This is a genomic window from Arthrobacter sp. Y3225116, from assembly GCF_059091245.1.
This window is the reverse complement of sequence record NZ_JBNHGL010000002.1, coordinates 59082-78822: the sequence shown is the minus strand read 5'-3', so window position 1 is coordinate 78822 and position 19741 is coordinate 59082. Positions and strand designations below refer to the sequence as shown.

At 67.5% G+C, this 19741-nt stretch carries 18 protein-coding genes and 1 tRNA gene; 6 read left to right on the top strand and 13 right to left on the bottom strand.

Translation table 11 applies throughout. From position 1 onward, the window contains the following. The 12 genes from AC5RV2_RS00710 to aceE form a co-directional block, all read right to left on the bottom strand. Positions 1–1388, bottom strand: a 1388-nt coding sequence (locus AC5RV2_RS00710) for a WYL domain-containing protein (protein WP_494090696.1), incomplete at its 3' end; no start/stop codon positions are given. Positions 1389–1497: 109 nt separating this feature from the next. Next, a complete protein-coding gene (locus AC5RV2_RS00705; RefSeq protein WP_493978452.1) occupies positions 1498–1893 on the bottom strand; it encodes an FKBP-type peptidyl-prolyl cis-trans isomerase in 396 nt (131 codons plus the stop codon). Positions 1894–1965: 72 nt separating this feature from the next. Beyond that, positions 1966–2874 (bottom strand): FKBP-type peptidyl-prolyl cis-trans isomerase, encoded by a 909-nt coding sequence (locus tag AC5RV2_RS00700; protein ID WP_494090695.1) that lies wholly within the window; start codon positions 2872–2874, stop codon positions 1966–1968. Between the two features lie 85 nt (positions 2875–2959). Further along, on the bottom strand, positions 2960–4321 hold the full coding sequence (gene pafA / locus AC5RV2_RS00695) for a Pup--protein ligase (protein WP_494090694.1): 1362 nt from the start codon (positions 4319–4321) through the stop codon (positions 2960–2962). 2 nt (positions 4322–4323) lie between these two features. Further along, a complete protein-coding gene (gene prcA / locus AC5RV2_RS00690) occupies positions 4324–5055 on the bottom strand; it encodes a proteasome subunit alpha (protein ID WP_494090693.1) in 732 nt (243 codons plus the stop codon). Between the two features lie 2 nt (positions 5056–5057). Further along, positions 5058–5894, bottom strand: coding sequence for a proteasome subunit beta (gene prcB / locus AC5RV2_RS00685; RefSeq protein ID WP_494090702.1), 837 nt, complete (start codon positions 5892–5894; stop codon positions 5058–5060). A gap of 3 nt (positions 5895–5897) precedes the next feature. After that, positions 5898–6101 carry a ubiquitin-like protein Pup gene (locus AC5RV2_RS00680; RefSeq protein ID WP_494025913.1) on the bottom strand — a complete coding sequence of 68 codons (204 nt, stop codon included), beginning with the start codon at positions 6099–6101 and terminating at the stop codon, positions 5898–5900. Positions 6102–6143: 42 nt separating this feature from the next. Next, positions 6144–7742: a depupylase/deamidase Dop gene (gene dop, locus AC5RV2_RS00675; protein WP_494090701.1), complete on the bottom strand. Its 1599-nt coding sequence runs from the start codon at positions 7740–7742 to the stop codon at positions 6144–6146. 14 nt (positions 7743–7756) lie between these two features. After that, the gene (arc, locus tag AC5RV2_RS00670) at positions 7757–9445 is read right to left on the bottom strand and encodes a proteasome ATPase (RefSeq protein ID WP_493978557.1); all 1689 of its coding nucleotides are present in this window, start codon (positions 9443–9445) and stop codon (positions 7757–7759) included. A 205-nt stretch (positions 9446–9650) separates the two neighbouring features. Beyond that, a complete protein-coding gene (locus AC5RV2_RS00665) occupies positions 9651–10691 on the bottom strand; it encodes a tRNA (adenine-N1)-methyltransferase (protein ID WP_494090692.1) in 1041 nt (346 codons plus the stop codon). Positions 10692–10802: 111 nt separating this feature from the next. After that, the gene (locus AC5RV2_RS00660) at positions 10803–10976 is read right to left on the bottom strand and encodes a hypothetical protein (RefSeq protein ID WP_494090691.1); all 174 of its coding nucleotides are present in this window, start codon (positions 10974–10976) and stop codon (positions 10803–10805) included. 272 nt (positions 10977–11248) lie between these two features. Next, positions 11249–13990: a pyruvate dehydrogenase (acetyl-transferring), homodimeric type gene (aceE, locus tag AC5RV2_RS00655; protein ID WP_494090690.1), complete on the bottom strand. Its 2742-nt coding sequence runs from the start codon at positions 13988–13990 to the stop codon at positions 11249–11251. Positions 13991–14374: 384 nt separating this feature from the next. Between aceE and AC5RV2_RS00650 the strand changes: the two genes are divergently transcribed. The 6 genes from AC5RV2_RS00650 (at position 14375) to gnd (ending at position 19173) form a co-directional block, all read left to right on the top strand. Continuing rightward, on the top strand, positions 14375–14797 hold the full coding sequence (locus tag AC5RV2_RS00650; RefSeq protein ID WP_494090689.1) for a DUF3052 domain-containing protein: 423 nt from the start codon (positions 14375–14377) through the stop codon (positions 14795–14797). Further along, a complete protein-coding gene (locus AC5RV2_RS00645) occupies positions 14794–15258 on the top strand; it encodes a peroxiredoxin (protein ID WP_493999940.1) in 465 nt (154 codons plus the stop codon). The genes AC5RV2_RS00650 and AC5RV2_RS00645 overlap by 4 nt, the downstream gene beginning before the upstream one ends. Positions 15259–15263: 5 nt before the next feature. After that, positions 15264–16097: an NAD-dependent protein deacetylase gene (locus AC5RV2_RS00640; RefSeq protein WP_494090688.1), complete on the top strand. Its 834-nt coding sequence runs from the start codon at positions 15264–15266 to the stop codon at positions 16095–16097. A gap of 193 nt (positions 16098–16290) precedes the next feature. Next, a tRNA-Val gene (locus AC5RV2_RS00635) sits at positions 16291–16363 on the top strand. A 1049-nt stretch (positions 16364–17412) separates the two neighbouring features. After that, entirely contained in the window at positions 17413–17610 is a 198-nt protein-coding gene (locus AC5RV2_RS00630) for a hypothetical protein (RefSeq protein WP_494090687.1), read from the top strand. A gap of 126 nt (positions 17611–17736) precedes the next feature. Then, positions 17737–19173, top strand: coding sequence for an NADP-dependent phosphogluconate dehydrogenase (gene gnd / locus AC5RV2_RS00625; RefSeq protein WP_494090686.1), 1437 nt, complete (start codon positions 17737–17739; stop codon positions 19171–19173). A 173-nt stretch (positions 19174–19346) separates the two neighbouring features. On the opposite strand, the gene AC5RV2_RS00620 is transcribed toward gnd, so the two are convergent. Continuing rightward, positions 19347–19658 carry a DUF1360 domain-containing protein gene (locus AC5RV2_RS00620; RefSeq protein WP_494090685.1) on the bottom strand — a complete coding sequence of 104 codons (312 nt, stop codon included), beginning with the start codon at positions 19656–19658 and terminating at the stop codon, positions 19347–19349. Positions 19659–19741 lie beyond the last annotated feature (83 nt).

Here is a 19741-nt window from a genome sequence, read left to right as displayed (position 1 = left end):
GCCGCCGCCAGCAGCTTGCTGAGCGCGCTGCGCAGGGCGGGCTGCTCCCCCACCCCGGGCACGGTCTCGAGGGCCTGCAGGCCGACCACCAGCGAGAGCGCCTCGTCCAGGCTCAGGCGCACCGGCTTGTCGATCTCGTCGGCGTTGTTGATGGAGATCGTGCCGTCTTCCCAGAACGCTTCGATGAGCTGGTCCGGGCCGTAGCCGGGAGTCCCGCAGACGAACAGCAGGTTCAGGTCCTTGATCAGCTGGTTCTTGCTGATCTTGAACTTCTCGGCGGTGGCGTCCAGCGGCACCCCCGGATTCGCCGTGACGTAGGAGACCAGGTCCAGCAGCCGCGGCAGATGGTCCAGCGACCCCGTCTTCCGTGCCGGCCGTGAACCGTCCTCCAGCAGGGCGTACGACGGCGGTGCCTGGGTCGCGGCGGCCAGGGCGCCTTCCAGCCGGCGCACCACGGCGCCGCGCAGCTCGTCCGGGCCCTGGACCAGGGCGTTGGCGCCGTGCGAGGCAATCTCCTCCGCCAGCACCTCCGCGTCGCCGTAGCCAAGGGTGACGGCGTCCCAGCCCGCCGGGGGACGGACACCCTCGGCGGCGGCGGCCGCCGCGCGCAGCGAGTTGGCTTTGTCCTGCCGGAGCAGGAGCACGGCGGTCCCGTTGTCCTCCGGCGCCTGCAGTCCGTCCAGCACCGGGCGCATGGCGAAGCCTTCCGGGATGCTGTAGGTCCCGTTCAGCTTCTTGATGGTGGAGGTGATCCTGGACAGCCGGAAGGTGCGCTGGGCGTCCCGGTCCAGGTCGCGGCCGGCCAGGTACCAGTGGCCGTACCGGTTGCCCAGCCCCCAGGGCTCGACCCGCCGCGGCTGCGGCCGGCCGTCCCTGGGCGACCGGTAGTCGAAGGAGACGGGGGTGTGGTCCAGCACCGCCTTGAGCAGCGGTTCGAAGGCCGGCTCCGCGGTGCGGATGCGCGGTTCCACCCCGATCAGTGGATCACCCTCGGCCAGGGCTCCCTGCACGTCGAGCCGGCGCACGGCCCGGGCGGCCGCCGACCCCAGCGAGGCCTGCTGCCACAAGCGGGAGGCGAGCGAGAGCACCGCGCTCTCCCGGGCGGTGAAGTGGAGTTCCGGCAGCCGGTACTTGTGCCGGTCGATCCGGTACCGCAGTCCACTGTTGTCGTTTTCGTAGAGTGTGTCGTCCGGGAACGTCTCCACCGGGATGCCCATTTCCCGCAGGTCCTCTTTGTCCCGCTCGAACAGCCGGTTGAAGGCGTCGTCGCTGGTCGCCTCGCGATACGGCGGGATCAGCGCGCGCAGCTCTTCCTTGCTGTAGCCCCGGCGGCGTTCCAGCAGCGCGATCAGCAGGTTGAGGAGTCGTTCGGTCTTGGAGGCGGACATAGTTGAAACGTTACTGGCTGGAGGGTTTCGGGGCGAAGTCAACGCCGAAGGGGCGGAGTAACGATGAACTAACGTTCTCCGTCGCTCCGCCCCCGGCCGGTTGGTGGGCTCAGCGGACGCCGAGCAGGTCCACCACGAAGATCAGCGATTCGCCCGGCGCGATCGCGGACCCTGCGCCGCGATCGCCGTAGGCGAGGTGGGCCGGGATCTCCAGCCGGCGGCGGCCGCCCACCTTCATGCCCAGCAGGCCCTGGTCCCAGCCCTGGATGACCTGGCCGACGCCGACGCGGAAGTCCAGCGGTGCGCCGCGGTTCCACGATGCGTCGAACTCTTCGCCGGTGGACCAGGCAACGCCCACGTAGTGGGTGGATACGGTGTCGCCGGCCTTGGCCTCGGCGCCGTCTCCCACGATGATGTCTTCGATCACCAGGTCCTGCGGGGTTTCGGTCCCGGGGAAGTCGATCTCGGGTTTGGTGCGGTCATATTCGCGCTTGCCAAAAGACATGCTGAACCTCTCTTGCTTGACGTGTATCTGGTGCTGCGTCGGCTACGTTACCGCACGGAGCGGCGGCATCCCTTACTGGACGTCCGTCAGCTCCACGTAGAAGATGAGGTCCCCCACGGCATCTCCCTGGCCCTGGACGTAGGCCAGTTCGGTGGGAATGGACAGCATGACCTTCGAGCCTTCCTTCAGGCCGGCCAGCCCCTTGGTCCAGCCTTCGATGACGCCGTCCAGCGGGAATTCGGTCGCTTCTCCGCGGGAGAAGCTGGAGTCGAATTCGGTGCCCGCGGCCCAGTTCCACCCGGCGTAGTTCGCCTTCACGGTGCTGGTCTCGGTGGCCTCCTTGCCGTCGCCTTCTTCGATGACCTTCACGATCAGGTTGTCCGGGGCGTCGTTTCCTTCCGGGATCTTGACCGCGGGGACGCCCTCGTCGTCGAGCGTGATCTCCGGCAGTTTGCCGGCCTTTTCCAGTTCGGCGACCTCGGCCGCGTCGGCCTTGACGCCCTTGTCCTTGACGTCCTGCACGGTCAGGAACAGCAGCTGCGGGTTCTGCGCGGGCGCGGAGGCGCCGGCCTCGGCCGGCGGCTGGACGTAGTAGGCGATCTCGCTGCCCGGGTTGGAACCGAGCAGCGCCTCGTACAGGGCGGGGTCGGCGGTCTCAAAGCCCTCGCTCAGTTCCACCGTCTGGTCGGCCAGGCCGGAGTACGTCTCGCCGAGTTGTTCGCCGGTGACGGCGTCCTTGGCCAGCAGCCGGTAGCGGATCCACTGGCCCGCGGCAGCACCGTCCCCCTCGCCTTCGGTGATGACTTCGGCCCGGGACTCGGGCAGCTCCAGCGGCGCGGCGAATTCGACGGCGGGGGCGGCGCCCTCGGCGCCGGAGGTCACGGAGATGTCATCCAGGCTGTCCGAACCCGAATCGCCGTTGCCGCCGCACGCGGTGAGCAGCAAGGCGGCCGGCAGGAGGATGGAGAGTATTTTGCGCACAATCGACTTTCTTATCGCGGAACTTGCGGGCACGGGACATTCTCGCAGAGAAATCTGGTGATCCGCTTGGAATACGGGGCGGACGTCACAACGTGGCGAGCAGCGCCTCGACCCTGGGGTCTTCGCTTTTGAACGGGTCCTTGCAGAGGATGGTCTGCTGGGAGCGGTCGTTGAGCTTCAGGTGGACCCAGTCGACGGTGAAGTCGCGGCCGTTTTCCCGGGCCGCGCGGACAAAGTCGCCGCGCAGTTTGGCGCGGGTGGTCTGCGGCGGCCGGTCCACGGCGTCCTTGACGTCCTGTTCCTCCACCACCCGGGCCACCTCGCCGCGTGCCTGCAGCAGGTGGTAGAGGCCGCGCCGGCTGGAGATGTCGTGGTAGGTCAAATCCACCTGCGCGATACGCGGGTGATCCAGGTCGATGGCCTGGCGGTCCATGATCCGGTTGATCAGCCGCTTCTTGATGGCCCAGTCGATTTCCCGCTCGATGCCGCGGTGGTCGCCCGATTCGACCGCCGCCAGGGTCCGTTCCCACAAATCGAGGATGCGCTCCACGTGCGGGCTATGTGCCCCGTTAACCTGGACGAACCCGCGCGCCTTGGCCAGGTATTCCTGCTGCATGGCCAGCGCGGACATCTCCCGCCCGCTGGCCAGTTTCAGCGGCCGGCGGCCGGTCAGGTCGTGCGAGATGTCCCGGATGCTGCGGATCGGGTTTTCCAGCCGGAGGTCGCGCATGATGACCCCTGCTTCGATCATCCGCAGGAGCAGGTCCACCGTCCCGACCTTGAGCATGGTGGTGGACTCGGACATGTTCGAGTCGCCGTTGATGACATGCAGCCGCCGGTAGTACTCGGCGTCTGCATGCGGTTCGTCCCTCGTGTTGATGATCGGCCGTGATCGGGTGGTGGCGGACGAGACGCCCTCCCAAATGTGGTCGGCGCGCTGGGAGAAGGCGTAGATGGAGCCGTTTTGGGTCTTGAGCACCTTGCCGGCGCCGACCAGGATCTGCCGCGTCACCAGGAACGGGATCATGATGTCGGCCAGCCGGGAGAATTCCAGTTTGCGCGGGATCAGATAGTTTTCGTGGCTGCCGTAGGAATTCCCGGCAGAATCGGTGTTGTTCTTGAACAGGTAGACGCTGCCGCCGAAGCCCTCCCGTGCCAGGCGCTCCTGGGCTTCGTTCATCAGGTCTTCGAGGATCAGTTCCCCGGCCCGGTCCTGCGCCACCAGCTGGGCGACGTCGTCGCATTCCGCGGTCGCGTACTCCGGATGGGACCCGACGTCCAGGTAGAGCCGGGACCCGTTGGTCAGGAACACGTTGGATGACCTGCCCCACGTGACCACCTTGCGGAAGAGGTAGCGGGCCACCTCTTCGGGCGAGAGCGGGCGCGAGTCCGGCGCCGAATAGGAAATGCCGAATTCGGTCTCGATCCCGAAGATGCGTCGGTCCATGGCTAGCCGTCCATTCCCTCGCCTAATATCCGGTCCAGTTCAGCGGTCGGCAACCGGCGGAAGGCGCGCCGGCTCCCCCGGGTGGACAGCGGGTCGCGGTCCAGGACGGCGACTTCCAGTCCCTCGGGACGCAGTTCCCTGCCCTGCCCCGCGTCCTGCTCGCCCGTCCCGCCGGACAGGGCGGCCACCGCCGCCCGGACCGCGCCGGAAAAGTCCCGGTCGGCCGCGCGGTTGCCGCGCAGCCTCTCGCCCACCGCCTCGGCCGAACCACCCATCACCACGAAGCCGCGTTCGTCGGCGATGGACCCGTCGAAGGTCAGCCGGAACAGCCGGTCTTCGCCCGGCGTATCGCCGACCTCGGCGACGGCGAGCTCCACTTCGAACGGCTTGCTGTCGGCGGTGAACACGGCGCCCAGGCTTTGCGCGTACACGCTGGCGAGGCCACGGCCGGTGACGTCGTCCCGGTCGTAGGAGTAGCCGCGCACGTCGGCGTAGCGGACGCCGGCCTGGCGCAGGCTTTCGAACTCGTTGTATTTGCCGACCGCTGCGAACGCGATCCGGTCGTAGATTTCCCCGATCTTGTGCAGCGCCGGCGAGGGGTTTTCGGCGACCAGCGCGATTCCCTCGGAGCAACTGAGCACCACCACCGAACGGCCCCGGGCGATGCCTTTTCGGGCGAAGTCCGCCCGGTCCTTCATCAGCTGTTCGGGCGAGACATAGAACTGCTGCGTCATGCTCAGGCCTCCCGTCCGGCCACGGCGCGCGCGCCGATGACGGCCTCGGACGTGGCGGCCAGTTCCCGGTCCGGGATCCGGCGGGCGCCGGCGGCGTTGACGGTGTAGATCACGGGCCAGACCTGCCGGACGGCATCCGGTCCCCCGGTCGCCGAGTCGTCGTCGGCGGCGTCGTACAGGGCTTCGATGGCCACCCGGACGGCTGCCGCTTCCTCCAGGTTCGGCTGCCAGAGCTTCTTCAGCGCCCCGCGGGCAAAGACCGACCCGGACCCCACGCTGTGGTGCTCCTGCTCCTCATAGCGTCCGCCCGTGACATCGTAGGAGAACAGCCGGCCCACCCGGCGCTCGGCATCGAAACCGGCGAACAGCGGGATGACCGCGAGGCCCTGCATCGCCATCGGCAGGTTCGACCGGATCATCGCCCCCAGCCGGTTGGCCTTGCCGTCGAGGCTGAGCAGCGTGCCTTCGATCTTCTCGTAGTGCTCGAGTTCCACCTGGAAGAGCCGCGTGATGTCCAGGGCGATTCCGGCGGTGCCGGCGATGCCCAGCAGCGAATGAGAGTCGGCCGGAAAGACCTTTTCAATATGCCGGCTGGCAATCACGTTGCCCATGGTTGCCCGCCGGTCGCCGGCCATGAGCACGCCGCCGGCGAACGTCATCGAGACGATGGTGGTGCCGTGGGGCACCATCGGTGCCGCCCCCGCCGGCAGCTGCTGGGCCCCGCGGGCGCCCGGCAGCAGATCCGGGGCGGTGCGCGCCAGATACTCGCTGAAGGAGGCGGTGGCTGAATGGGAAATCTGGGCGAAAACCGAGCCCGGACCGCCGGCCGGCATGTCCATCAACTACTGGCCGCCCTTCTGCACGAAACCGCGCACGAATTCTTCAGCGTTCTGTTCCAGCACGCCGTCGATCTCGTCCAGCAGATCATCCGTGCCTTCGGTCTCGGCCTGCCCGGCGGGCGCGGCGGCAGGCTCGGGCGTGGGCTCGTCGTCGTACTCTTCGTCGTCGCGGCGCGAGTCCACGTTCTTGCGGTCCTGGGTTGCCATGATGGCCTCCTTCTGGTGGGACGATCGACTCTGTCCTAGTCCTTATGTTGCCACGTGGGGCTCGTCCGCGGGGCCCAGCAACGCCGTGATGAACTCCTCTGCCGACGAAGCTTCCTCGAAGAGCCTGCCGGTCAGTGTGCGGTTGCCGCGCAACGGCTCGCGGGTGGGGATGCGCTGCAGCCGGCGCCGGTCGGGAAGATCGAAAATCACCGAGTCCCAGCTGGCCCCGACCACCTCGCGGGGGAAGTGCTGAATGCACTTCCCGCGGAAGTAGGCCCGGGTGTCCTCGGGCGGCTCGCCCACGGCGGCGTCGATCTGGGCGTCCGAGAGCAGCCGGCGGATCCGGCCGCGTGCGGCCAGGCGGTGGTAGAGGCCCTTCTCGGGCCGGACGTCGGCATATTGCAGGTCGATCAGGCCCAGGCGCGGGTCGCCCCATTCCATGCCGTCCCGGTCCCGGTAGGCCTGCAGCAGTTTGAGCTTGGCCACCCAGTCCAGCTGGTCGGCGGCGTCCATCGGGTCCCGGCGGAGTGTTTCCAGCACCGCAGCCCAGCGCCGCAGCACGTCCGCGGTCTGGCCGCTGTCGGTGCCGTGCCGGCGGCAATGCTCCACCGCTGCCTGCAGGTAGATCTCCTGCAGGTCCAGGCCGGTGACCATGCTGCCGTCCTTGAGCGGGACCTTCTGCTGCAGGGAGGGGTCGTGGCTGATCGCCTGCAGGGCCTGCACCGGGTCGGCGAGCTGGACGTCCGGCACCTCGCCGTGTTCGATCATGGACAGCACGACGGCGGTGGTGCCCATCTTGAGAAAAATCGACACCTCGCTCAGGTTCGCGTCACCGATGATCACGTGCAGCCGCCGGTACTTGTCCGCGACCGCGTGCGGTTCGTCCCGGGTGTTGATGATGGGCCGCCGGATGGTGGTCTCCAACCCCACTTCGGCCTCGAAGAAATCCGCCCGCTGGCTGACCTGGTAACCCGGGGTGCGGCCGTTGCTGCCCAGCCCCACCCGCCCGGCACCGCACACGACCTGCCGGGACACGAAAAACGGAATCAAGCCGGTGACGATCCGGTTGAACGGCACGCTGCGCGGCATCAGGTAGTTCTCGTGCGCGCCGTAGGAGACCGACTTGTTGTCCGTGTTGTTCTTGTACAGGTTGACCGGGGAGAATCCCGGCGTGGCGGCGATCCTGCGCATCGCCGCGAGCACGACGGCGTCGCCCGCCTTGTCCCAGCGCACGGCATCCAGCGGGTTGGTCACCTCGGGCGAGGAGTATTCCGGGTGCGCGTGGTCCACGTACAGCCGGGCCCCGTTGCTGAGCACCATGTTCATGAGCACGCCGGAGGATTCGTCCGTGTAGAACTCGCTGCCCGCCGCGCGGCCGCCGGCCAGCGCTATCTGCTCGGCGTCGAGGATCGGCGGGACATCGGTCAGCTGGGACGGGTCGGCCTGGTCGCGCGACAGGTCGAACCCCCGGGCGTCGTGCAGCGGCTCCTCGTCGGTGTAATCCCACCGGGTGCCGGCCAGGTTCCCCAGGCCCTTGCGCATGGTCGCCGCGTACGCGTTGATCACCTGCGAGGAGAGCACCGTGGAGTTGGCCAGGGGTTCGCCGGGAGCATGGATGCCATACTCCGTCTCCGAACCCATCACGCGATAGACGCTCACAGGTACTGCCCGGTGTTCGACATCGTTTCGATGGCCTTGCCGGCCTCCTGCCCGGCCTTGCCCTGCACGATGGTGCGGATGTAGGTGATCCGCTCGCCCTTCTTGCCGGAAATCCGGGCCCAGTCGTCCGGATTGGTGGTGTTGGGGAGGTCCTCGTGCTCGCGGAATTCGTCCACCACGGCGCTGAGCAGGTGCTCGATCCGCAGGCCCTTCTGCTGGTTGGTCAGCAGGTCCTTGATGGCGTTCTTCTTGGCCCGGTCCACCACGTTCTGGATGACGGCGCCGGAATTGAAGTCCTTGAAGTAGAGCATTTCGGTGTCACCGCTGGCGTAGGTGACTTCCAGGTACTCGTTGGACTTGTCAGTGGAGTACATCTCCTCGACCGTGCGCTGGATCATCGCGTCGATGGTGGCCTTGCGGTCCTGCCCGTGCTCGGCGAGGTCCTCGGCATGGATGGGGAGATTGGTGGTGAGGTACTTGGCGAAGATGTCCGCGGCCGCCTCGGCGTCCGGCCGGTGGATCTTGATCTTCACGTCCAGCCGGCCGGGGCGCAGGATGGCCGGGTCGATCATGTCCTCGCGGTTGGAGGCGCCGATGACGATCACGTTCTCCAGCTTCTCCACGCCGTCGATCTCGGACAGCAGCTGCGGCACGATGGTCGTTTCGACGTCGGACGAGACGCCGGTGCCGCGGGTGCGGAACAGCGAATCCATTTCGTCGAAGAAGACCACCACCGGGCTCCCGTCGGAGGCCTTCTCGCGTGCCCGGGCGAAAATCAGCCGGATGTGCCGCTCGGTCTCGCCTACGTACTTGTCCAGCAGTTCCGGTCCCTTGATGTTCAGGAAGTAGCTGCGGGTGTCCGTGCCGCTGCGCTCGATGGCCTTGGCGGCCAGGGAGTTGGCCACGGCCTTGGCGATCAGCGTCTTGCCGCAGCCGGGAGGGCCGTAGAGCAGGATGCCCTTGGGGGCCTTCAGGCCGTGCTCGCGGTAGAGGTCGGGATGCAGGAAGGGAAGCTCGACGGCGTCGCGGATCTGGTCGATCTGCGGACCGAGGCCGCCGATGTCCTCGTAGGAGATGTCCGGCACCTCCTCGAGGATGAGGTTCTCCACCTCGCTGCGCGGAATCTTCTCCAGCGCGTAACCGCTGCGGGCGTCGATGGACACGGCGTCGCCGACCCGAAGCCGTTCGGTCCGCAGGGCGCCGGACAGCTTGACGACCCGTTCCTCGTCGGCCCGTCCGACCACCAGGACGCGGTCGCCGTCGAGCATTTCCTTGATGGTGACCAGCTCGCCGGAGCGCTCGAAGCCGAGCGCGGCGATCACTGTCAGCGATTCATTGAGCAGGACTTCCTGGCCGGGGGCGAGGTGGTCCATCTTCACCAGCGGGCTGACCGCGACGCGCAGCTTGCGTCCGGACTGCACGATGTCGACGCTCTCCTGCACCACGGCAGCGTTGCTCGTGCCGGGCCGCGGCCTTTGCGCCTTGTTGACCTGGGTGATGGTCGCGAAGCTGAAGGGGGTTTCGCCGTCGCGTTCGAGGGCGGACTTGAGCCGGACGATCTCGCTCTTCGCGGTTTCGAGCGTGGAGACGAGGCGGGAATTGTTTTGCGTGGCCGCGGCCAACTGCTTGTCCAGGTGGCGCAGTTTGTCGCGCAGGACGTTGATCTGGCGCTGGGCGACCGTCAGCGCGTCACGCTGGTCGTCCTGCCGTTCAGCCGGTGCCGGTTGGTTGTTCTGGTTCTGGTCGTTCATCACCGCGACCTGCTTCCGTGATCGGTTCCTTCCCTAGACACTAACCGGCCCCCGCGCCGGCTGCACCTGTCTACGAAAGAAAACGCCAAACCGAGACATCTTGTTCCGATGCCCTCACGGAAGCGGCCGCGCCCCGTCCTCAGTCGGTTTCGGGATTGATGTTTTTGAACGCTCCCCGCTGCACGGTGGAGGCGGCGTCCTTGGCAACGCGGCGGAGCCGGCGGTCGGACACGGTCCGCTCCCCCAGCGCCTCGGCATTCCAGTCGTCCTCGTCGCCGGTCCACGCCTGCACGTCCTCGGCGGCGAAGCCGGTCTTGGACGGACGGCGCTTGGGCGTCAGGCCCGTCTCGCCGCCGGCCAGCCGGCGGGCCGTGAGCAGGAAACCGGTGTGCGCCACCATGCGGTGGTCGGGCCGGACGGCCAGGCCTTCCAGGTGCCAGCCGCGGACCATCGACTCCCAGCCGTCGGGCTCGGTAAACCGGCCGTCGGCCCGGATCGCCTCGGCGGTACGTGACAATTGGGTAACGGTCGCGACGTAGCTGATCCAGACGCCGCCGGGCGCCAGCACCGTCGCCACGGCGTCGAGGCATTCCCACGGCGCCAGCATGTCCAGCACCACCCGGTCCACGCTGCCGGGTTCCTCGGCTTTGACGACTTCGTCCTGGAAATCGCCCAGCGAGATCTGCCAGGCAGGGTGCGGCCCGCCGAAGAACGTTTCCACGTTGCCGCGGGCGACGTCGGCAAATTCCTCGCGCCGCTCGAACGAGTGCAGCCGTCCGCCGTCGCCCACGGCGCGCAGCAGCGAAATGCTCAGCGCACCCGAGCCGACCCCGGCCTCCACCACCCGGGCGCCCGGGAAGATGTCAGCCATGGTCACGATCTGGGCGGCGTCCTTGGGGTAGACCACGGCGGCACCGCGCGGCATGGAGAGCACGAAGTCCGAAAGCAGGGGGCGCAGGGCCTGGTACCGGTGGCCCACCGTGTTTGCCACCACCGTGCCCTCTTGCCGTCCGATCACCTCGTCGTGCGGCAGGAAGCCCTTGTGGGTATGGAACGCGCCACCGGGCGTCAGGGTGATGGTGTTCATCCGGCCCTTTTCGTCCGTGAGCTGGACCCGTTCCCCGGGCCGGAACGGCCCGCGTCGCTGGTCGGCGCCGTGCGCGCTGGTGGAGGAGCTCATGCGTGGATCACTTCCGGTCGTTGTGTGTGCGGCCGCGGCGGTGTGTGCCGGGCCGGTCCGTCGATTGTATTCCGGCCGGCGGCCGGGTTCCGGCGCGCGCGGCCGGCGGGATCAGAGCCTGCCGGCCTTGCCGGTGATGGCGCGGACCACCGTGCTTTGCTGGAGCACCCCGGTGACGCGGCCCTCGGCGTCGATCACGGCGTACTCGCTGCCGGACAGCCGGGCCAGGTACTGCACCAACCCCTGGCCGGCGGCCGCCTCCGGGACGTAGGCCCCCGGCGCCAAGGCCCGGGAGACGGCCGCGGCGGGCGTCCGGGCGGCGGCCGGCGGCGGATGTCGACGGCGTCGCCTGCCGTGCCGTGGTTTTCTTGGCGGCCGTCGTGCCCGGTGGGGCAGCCGTCTTGGCAGGTTCGGTCCGGGCGTGGGGCATGCAACGAGCATACGCACTTGCCCGGGCAAGCTCCATTCCGGCTTTTGTGTGGTTCCTACTAAAACAGGCGGCGGACCCGGCCGCAAAGGGCCGGGTCCGCCGCCCGTCGGGTGGCGTGTTGCCGCGGCTAGGAGTCGCCGCCGGCGTTGCCCGAGGTGCCCGCGTTGACGTCCATCAGGCGGTACTTGTCGAACGCGTCCCGCGGCACATTCTGATCGACTTCGCCGCGGCGGGCCAGCATCTGCAGTGCCCGGACCACGATCGAGTGGCTGTCGATCTTGAAGAAGCGCCGGGCCGCGGCCCGCGTGTCGGAGAACCCGAAGCCGTCGGCGCCCAGGGTCGCGAACTCGTTGGGCAGGTACTGCCGGATCTGGTCCGGCACGGCCGCCATGTAGTCGCTGACCGCCACGATCGGGCCGGTCGCCCCTTCGAGCTGCTGGGCCACGAAGGGCTTGCGCGGCTCGGCGCCGGGGTTCAGGAACGCCTCCTCCTCGGCGGCCAGGCCGTCGCGGCGCAGTTCGTTCCAGCTGGTCACCGACCAGACATCGGCGGAGACGCCCCAGTCATCGGCCAGCAGCTGCTGAGCTTCCAGCGCCCACGGCACGGCCACGCCGGAGGCCAGCAGCTGGGTGCGCGGCCCGTCGACCTTGGCCGGAGCCAGCAGGTAAATGCCCTTGACCAGGCCCTCGACGTCCAGTTCCTCCGGTTCGACGGGCTGGACGATCGGCTCGTTGTACACGGTCAGGTAGTACATCACGTTGGGATCCGGATGGTTCCCGCCGTACATGCGCTCCAGGCCGGCGCGGATGATGTGTCCGATCTCGTACCCGTAGGCCGGGTCGTAGGTGACGACCGCCGGGTTGGTGGAGGCGAGGACCGGGGAGTGCCCGTCCGCGTGCTGCAGGCCCTCGCCGGTCAGGGTGGTCCGTCCCGCGGTGGCGCCGATCACGAAGCCGCGCGCCATCTGGTCGGCGGCGGCCCAGAAGAAGTCACCGGTGCGCTGGAAGCCGAACATCGAGTAGAAGATGTAGATCGGCACCAAGGGCTCGCCGTGGGTGGCGTAGGAGGTGCCGACGGCGGTGAAAGCGGCGGTGGAGCCGGATTCGTTGATGCCGGTGTGCAGGATCTGTCCCTGTGGGGATTCCTTGTACGCCAGGACCAAATCGCGGTCCACGGAGAGGTAGTTCTGCCCCTTGGGGTTGTAGATCTTGGCGGTCGGGAAGAACGAGTCCATGCCGAAGGTCCGCGCCTCGTCCGGAATGATCGGGACCACGCGGGCACCGAATTCCTTGTCCCGCATCAGGTCCTTCAACAGGCGCACGAACGCCATGGTGGTGGCCGCCTGCTGTTTCCCGGAGCCGCGCTTGGCAACCTCGTAGGCCTTGTCCTCGGGCAGGTGCAGCTGCTGGTGCGCGGTCCGGCGTTCCGGCACGGCGCCGCCGAGCGCGGCCCGGCGTTCCATCATGTACTTGATCTCCGGGGTGTCCGGGCCCGGCCGGTAGTACGGCGGCCGGTACGGATCGGCCTCGAGCTGCTCGTCCGAGATCGGGATGCGCAGGTGGTCGCGGAAGTCCTTCAGGTCCTGCAGGGTCAGCTTCTTCATCTGGTGGGTCGCGTTGCGGCCCTCGAAGTGCGTGCCCAGGCCGTAGCCCTTGACCGTCTGGGCGAGGACCACTGTGGGCTTGCCCTTGAATTCGGTGGCGGCGCGGTAGGCGGCGTAGACCTTGTGGTAGTCGTGGCCGCCGCGCTTGAGGTTCCAGATCTGCTCGTCGGTTATGTCCGCGACCATTTCCTTGGTCTGCGGGGTCTTGCCGAAGAAGTGCTCGCGGACGAACCCGCCGGATTCGGCCTTGTAGGTCTGGTAGTCGCCGTCGAGGGTGGAGTTCATGATGTCCACCAGCGCGCCGTCATGGTCCTTGGCGAGCAGTTCATCCCACTCCCGGCCCCAGGTCACCTTAATGACATGCCAGCCGGCGCCGCGGAAGAAGGCCTCGAGCTCCTGCATGATCTTGCCGTTGCCGCGCACCGGCCCGTCGAGGCGCTGCAGGTTGCAGTTGATCACGAACGTGAGGTTGTCCAGCTTTTCGTTGGCTGCCAACTGCAGGAAGCCGCGCGACTCCGGTTCGTCCATCTCACCGTCGCCCAGGAAGGCCCAGACGTGCTGGTCGGAGGTGTCCTTGATCCCGCGGTTCTGCAGGTAGCGGTTCAGCTGCGCCTGGTAGATGGCGTTGGCCGGGCCGATGCCCATGGAGACGGTCGGGAATTCCCAGAACTCGGGCATGGAGCGCGGGTGCGGGTAGGAGGGCAGGGCATGGCCTTCGCGGGACTTTTCCTGCCGGAAGCCGTCCAGGTCCTCCTCGGACAGCCGGCCTTCCAGGAAGGCGCGCGCGTACATGCCGGGGGAGGCGTGGCCCTGGAAGAAGATCTGGTCGCCGCCGCCGGGGTGGTCCTTGCCGCGGAAGAAGTGGTTGAAGCCCACTTCGTAGAGGGTGGCCGCGCCGGCGTACGTGGAAATGTGTCCGCCCACGCCGATGTCCGGACGCTGGGCCCGGTGCACCAGCATGGCCGCGTTCCAGCGCATCCAGGCGCGGTAGCGGCGCTCGATCTCCTCGTCGCCCGGGAACTCCGGCTCCTGGTCGACCGGAATGGTATTGACGTAGTCCGTGGTGGTCACCATCGGCACGCCGACGCTCTGCGCACCCGCACGCTGCAGGATGGAGCGGACAATAAACTGGGCCCGTTCGGTGCCCTGGCTCTCCACCAGACCGTCGAAGGACTCAATCCATTCGGCGGTTTCTTCGGGATCGCGATCCGGCAGCTGGCTTGTCAGCCCGCTCAGGATGTGCGAGGTATCTTCTCCTGCGCTCACGTCCAACCTCTCATACGTGCAGATTGTGTCTGCGCCTTACGTGGCATAGCGACCCGGCGCATGGTCCGGCCGGGAGATATTCTTCAGTGCCACTCTAACTGTTCACGGCATTACAACGCAGCCGGAGCCGGCCGTGCCAGTTGTTACGACGACGGCGGAGGCCGCGCCGCCGTCGTCGTTGTCGGACGCACCGACGTCGTTCCGGGCGGGCGCCCGCCGTCGTCCTTAAGAAAGAGGCGTAAAGCGGCGCCGCGGCGCGGCAAAAATCGGCGGCGTCTTGCGGGTGGCTTGAAGCGACGGCGATTAGGGTGTTGGCTTGTAACTAGCAACACGCCCATCGCCATCGGTGGGGTGAATCAATACGTTCCATACAGGAGGAGCACAGTGGGCGAGGCCGAAGCCGCCGCGGTAGAGAATGTGGCAGGCAATTTGGGTTTCAAAGACGGGGACCTGATCCAGGAATTCGGCTATGACGAGGACGTGGACTTCGATCTGCGTGACGACATCGAGGACCTCACCGGCTCCGAACTGCTGACCGAGGACGACCACGACGTGGTGGACGCGGTGATCCTGTGGTGGCGCGACGGCGACGGCGACCTGGTGGACGCCCTGGTCGACACGCAGACAACGCTCGGGCCGAACGGGGTGGTCTGGGTGCTGACGCCGAAGTCCGGCCGGGACGGCTACGTGCCGCCGGCCGACGTCCAGGAAGCGGCGCCGACTGCCGGCCTACATGTGACCACTTCCGCCGGCGTCTCCGGCGATTGGGCCGCCACCCGGCTGGTCAGCAAGCGGACCAACAAGTGACCGCGGACGCACCCCGGACCGGGCTGCCCGCACCCGATTTCGAGCTCGCCAACCAGTTCGGCGAACCCGTCAGGCTCTCCGCCCTGCGCGGTGAGAACGTCGTGCTGGTCTTCTACCCGTTCGCCTTCTCCGGCATCTGCACCGGCGAGCTGTGCGAGCTGCGCGACGACCTGGGCCTCTTCCGCAGCGAGAATGCCCGCGTGCTGGCCGTGTCCGTCGACCATAAGTTCGCCCTGCGCGCGTTCGCGGAGCAGGAGGGCTACGAGTTCGACCTGTTGGCCGACTTCTGGCCGCACGGCGACGTGGCCAAGGCCTACGGCGTGTTCGACGACGACTCCGGCATGGCGCTGCGCGGTACCTTCATCATCGACGCCGAAGGCATCCTGCGGCACGTAATCCGCAATCCCCGCAGCCAGGCCCGCGACATCCAGGAATACCACCGCGTGCTGAAAGAGCTCTAGCCGCCATGGAGTTGCTGCGGCCGGCGCTCGAGATCCTGGCTGGACGCCGTCTGGCCGTGTTGACCGGCGCGGGCCTCAGCACCGATTCCGGCATCCCGGACTACCGCGGCCCCACCTCCGTCCCGCGCGCACCGATGACCTACCAGCAGTTCGTCGGCGACGAGGATTTGCGCCGCCGCTACTGGGCGCGCAACCACATCGGCTGGCGGCACATGCACCACGCCGCGCCCAACCTTGGCCACTACGCGCTGGCAGCGATGGAGCAAAACGGCCTGCTCACCGGCCTGATCACGCAGAACGTGGACCGGCTGCATGAGGACGCCGGCAGCGTGAACGTCATCGACCTGCACGGGCGTTTCGACCGGGTGATCTGCCTGAACTGCGGGGACGTGACCAGACGCTCCTCACTGGCGGTGCGGCTGGAGGAACTCAACCCCGCCTACGCCGCCGACGGCGATGCCGGCGACGTCGCTCCGGATGCCGATGCCGACGTCGCCGACACCTCCCGCTTCGTCGTGGCCGACTGCCTGGTCTGCGGCGGCATGCTCAAGCCGGACTTCGTCTACTTCGGCGAGAATGTCCCCAAGGACCGGGTGGCGGCGGCCTACGCCATGGTGGACGACGGCGAGGCGCTGCTGGTTGCCGGGTCCTCGCTCACCGTGATGAGCGGCCTGCGGTTCGTCCGTCACGCAGCCAAACAGGGCAAACCCGTGGTGATCATCAACCGCGGCGCCACCCGCGGTGACGGACTGGCCGACCTGAAGCTGGAAACGGGCGTCTCCGAGGCACTGGGCCATCTGGCGGTGGAGTTGCCGGGCCGGCTCCCGAAGCCGGCCTGAGGCGCTGCCAGAAGGACTGTGCTGCCCATCCGGTCGCCGACTGGTCCCCCTGAGGGGGGTCTCAGGTTACAGGTTGCATCGTGTTGATCCGCACGTAAATTTGGTTGGCGTTCACGCCGGTTTATCCGGTAGAGTAAATCCTCGTGATGTTGCGGCGGATAACGCTCCGCGGTCCCGCTTTCGACATTACAACGGGTCTTTAGCTCAGCTGGTAGAGCGCCACGTTTACACCGTGGATGTCATCGGTTCGATCCCGGTAGGACCCACGAACAAACCCCGCACTGTCAGGCTCGTCGCCTGGGAGTGCGGGGTTTTTTCGTTCCCACGACCCCTGGCTACGCCGAGCCGCAGCCTCCGATTCCCGGGTTGCAGACCTCGATTCCTGAGGGAATCTTGGGGTTAAGCAGACGGCTGCCGGTGTAACGTGGGGCTCCCGGTAGCCGCTGCAGGGGGCAGGGGAGCCGGATGGATGAGGTAACGGCCCCGCCCGCTGTTGGGGGATGGGCGGGGCTGTCCCTCAGAGTTGGGGACGCCGGATGAGGTCTTGGTCCGCGCCCGGCCTCCGACCGCGTCGGAACCCTTCCCCCCGATGCAAGCGGGCTCCCGGGTCCCCAACCGGGTCCTCCACACGGCCCGGCAAGCGGCACCGACCTGCCGCGCTGCCGCGAGGCTTCCGGCCGGAAATGGGAAAAAGCGGCCAGCCATACTCGCCGGTCGTGAGGATCCATCGTCCCCGTATCGCCGTCCGTTCACAGGTCCAAAGGGAAAGGCACTGTCCCGTGAGGGACAGTGCCTTTCGGGGCAGCCGTTAGATGGGGGATCAACGGAACTGCCAGGGGATAAGCGGTGCAGCAACCGGGAGATGGGGGCTCCCAGGCGTTCAATGCAACCGCCAAGCCACAGTCTGCCATGACCCGTGGGCATTTCTCAACCACCAAGATTGATCTGTCAAACGTGTCACTCAATATCCGCATTTCCGGGCCAAAAGCCGGCACTGGGCCATACCATCCGCGACCCGCAGACGGGCGCGATCGGCCCCAATTGCGCCGATCTTAAGCCAAGACAGACCAGCTGCTGAGTCATGCAATAACGGTTAAGCAACGGCGTCTCCAAACCCTCCACAACGGGCCTTGGGTCTGCAAGGCTGAAGCGGTCATGCCGGCTTTCGTGAGGGGCAACAATGGAGAAGTTCTGCCGGAGTGCAGGCCACACTTTCATTCCTGCGCGCACCGTCTCGGCACGGCTCTGTGCTTGCTCCGGCACGCACCGCCGGCTGTGCTCGGGACAAGACGCCGGCCGGATGCCCGGGCAGGACGTGCTGGATGAAGCAGAGCTGACCGCGGCAACGCCTCGTGCATCGACTCCCCGCATGGATCCCGGCACGGACGCTATCGCTGGCAGTGGCATTCCCGGCGCCATGTCCGGCAGTGGCTTTCCCGACGGGGACGACGCGGACGATGCCGCAATCGACGCCTGGCTGCGCTTCCGCCCCTCGGCCGCCGCCGGCGAATGAGTCATAGCTAACGTCAGCCCGCTTAGCCGGTGCCGCCGGTCGGGATTAGGCTTGAGGAGGAACCTCGGCCCGCTCGGGCTGTACGCTGACGTCCCTGACCGCGGGGACCGCACACATGGAGACTCAATGAGCGCACACATCGGTGTGACAGGTCTGGCCGTCATGGGCGCCAACCTGGCACGGAACTTCGCCCGCAACGGCTTCACGGTCGCCCTGCACAACCGCTCGGTGGAAAAGACGGACGCCCTGCTGTCCGCCCACGGCGACGAGGGCGACTTCATCCGCACCGAGTCCCTGCAGGAGCTGGTGGACAACCTGCAGAAGCCCCGCCGCGTGCTCATCATGGTCAAGGCCGGCAAGCCGGTCGACTCGGTCATCGAGCAGCTCGTGCCTCTCCTGGAAGAGGGCGACATCGTCATCGACGCCGGCAACTCGCACTACGAGGACACGCGGCGCCGGGAGGCCGCCCTGGCCGAGAAGGGGCTGCACTTCGTGGGCATCGGGGTCTCGGGCGGCGAGGAGGGTGCACTCCTCGGCCCGTCCATCATGCCCGGCGGCTCCCGGCAGTCCTACGATTCACTCGGCCCCATGCTGGAAAAGATTTCCGCCAAGTACGACGGCGAACCCTGCTGCAGCTGGGTGGGCACCGATGGTGCGGGCCACTTCGTGAAGATGGTGCACAACGGCATCGAATACGCGGACATGCAGGTCATCGGCGAGGCCTACGACCTGCTCCGCACCGGGGCCGGCCTGGAACCGCAGCAACAGGCCGAGATCTTCACCGCGTGGAACAAGACCGAGCTCTCATCCTTCCTCATCGAGATCACCGCGGAGGTGCTCGCCCACACGGATGCCAAGACCGGCAAGCCGTTCGTCGACGTGGTAGTGGACTCGGCCGGACAGAAGGGCACCGGGCGCTGGACCGTCGTCTCCGCGCTCGAACTCGGATCGCCGGTCTCCGGCATTGCCGAGTCGGTTTTCGCGCGCGGCCTTTCCTCGCAGCGCGGCCAGCGGGCGATTGCCCAGGACGTGCTGTCAGGGCACGAAGAAGACATCACGGTGCCGCAGAGCTTCGTCGAGGACGTCCGCCAGGCGCTGTTCGCCTCCAAGTTGGTCAGCTACGCCCAGGGCATCGACATGCTCGGTTCCGCAGCGGGCGAGTACGGCTGGGACCTGAAGCTGGACGAGATTGCCTCGCTCTGGCGCGCCGGCTGCATCATCCGGGCAGAACTGCTGGACGACATCATGAAGGCCTACGCCGGCGACTCCAAGCCGGAAAACCTGCTCTTCGCCCCGGCCTTCGCCGAAGCGATCGGCGCGGCAGTCCCCGCCTGGCGCCGCGTGGTGGCCACCGCTGTCCAGCTGGGCATCCCGGTGCCGGTGTTCGCGTCATCGCTGGCCTACTACGACGGGCTGCGCCGCAAGCGCCTGCCCGCCGCCCTGACCCAGGGCCTGCGCGACCTCTTCGGCGCCCACACCTACGGGCGGACGGACGCCGAAGGCACCTTCCACACCCTCTGGAGCGGCGACAAGTCAGAGGTCTCCGCCGTCGACACGCACTGAGGCTTAACTGTGGCGAACGCCCCGTACCTGCACAAGCAGATGCGGGGCGTTCGCTGTTTGCACGGTGAGTTTTAGGCGTCTTGCCGCGCCTCAACTCCTGTTGGGTTGACGGCTCCGGCGGCTTCAACCCGTTTAGTCCGGGACTCAGGAGGCCCGCAGCGGTGCGTCGGAACTCATGCCGCCGACTTCTGCACCTTCGAGTAGAAGAACTGGAGGAGGTCGGAGCCGAATTCGGCGCTGAACAGCGCGGCGGTCCAGCCGGTTGGCTTGGGAGCCAGCAGCAGGCCGAAGATGAAGCCGCTGGCCACCCATTGGCCCAGGCAGAACGGGCAGGTCACCAGTTCGCCGATGGCTTTCCGCGGTCCGGTGCCACGTACGTCTTCGGCCAGTTCGGCTGCTCCGCTTTGCCCGTCGAAGGTAGTGAAGGGAGCCCGCAGCGGGCTGGTGACCGGGGCCTTGGTCAGCAGAGAGCTTGTGCGTGGCAATGGCGATTAGCGCCAGGTCGCTCCACCGGGGCGCGTCCGGCAGGGTGCGGCGGGAGCGGTGAACTAAGGCTGTCCCCAAGGCC

Coding starts and splice junctions, on each gene's coding strand:
- AC5RV2_RS00705 (WP_493978452.1), bottom strand. CDS start 1,893: ATGTCTTTTGGCAAGCGCGAATATGACCGCACCAAACCCGAGATCGAC.
- pafA (WP_494090694.1), bottom strand. CDS start 4,321: ATGGACCGACGCATCTTCGGGATCGAGACCGAATTCGGCATTTCCTAT.
- prcA (WP_494090693.1), bottom strand. CDS start 5,055: ATGACGCAGCAGTTCTATGTCTCGCCCGAACAGCTGATGAAGGACCGG.
- prcB (WP_494090702.1), bottom strand. CDS start 5,894: ATGGACATGCCGGCCGGCGGTCCGGGCTCGGTTTTCGCCCAGATTTCC.
- AC5RV2_RS00680 (WP_494025913.1), bottom strand. CDS start 6,101: ATGGCAACCCAGGACCGCAAGAACGTGGACTCGCGCCGCGACGACGAA.
- dop (WP_494090701.1), bottom strand. CDS start 7,742: ATGGGTTCGGAGACGGAGTATGGCATCCATGCTCCCGGCGAACCCCTG.
- AC5RV2_RS00665 (WP_494090692.1), bottom strand. CDS start 10,691: ATGAGCTCCTCCACCAGCGCGCACGGCGCCGACCAGCGACGCGGGCCG.
- AC5RV2_RS00640 (WP_494090688.1), top strand. CDS start 15,264: ATGGAGTTGCTGCGGCCGGCGCTCGAGATCCTGGCTGGACGCCGTCTG.
- gnd (WP_494090686.1), top strand. CDS start 17,737: ATGAGCGCACACATCGGTGTGACAGGTCTGGCCGTCATGGGCGCCAAC.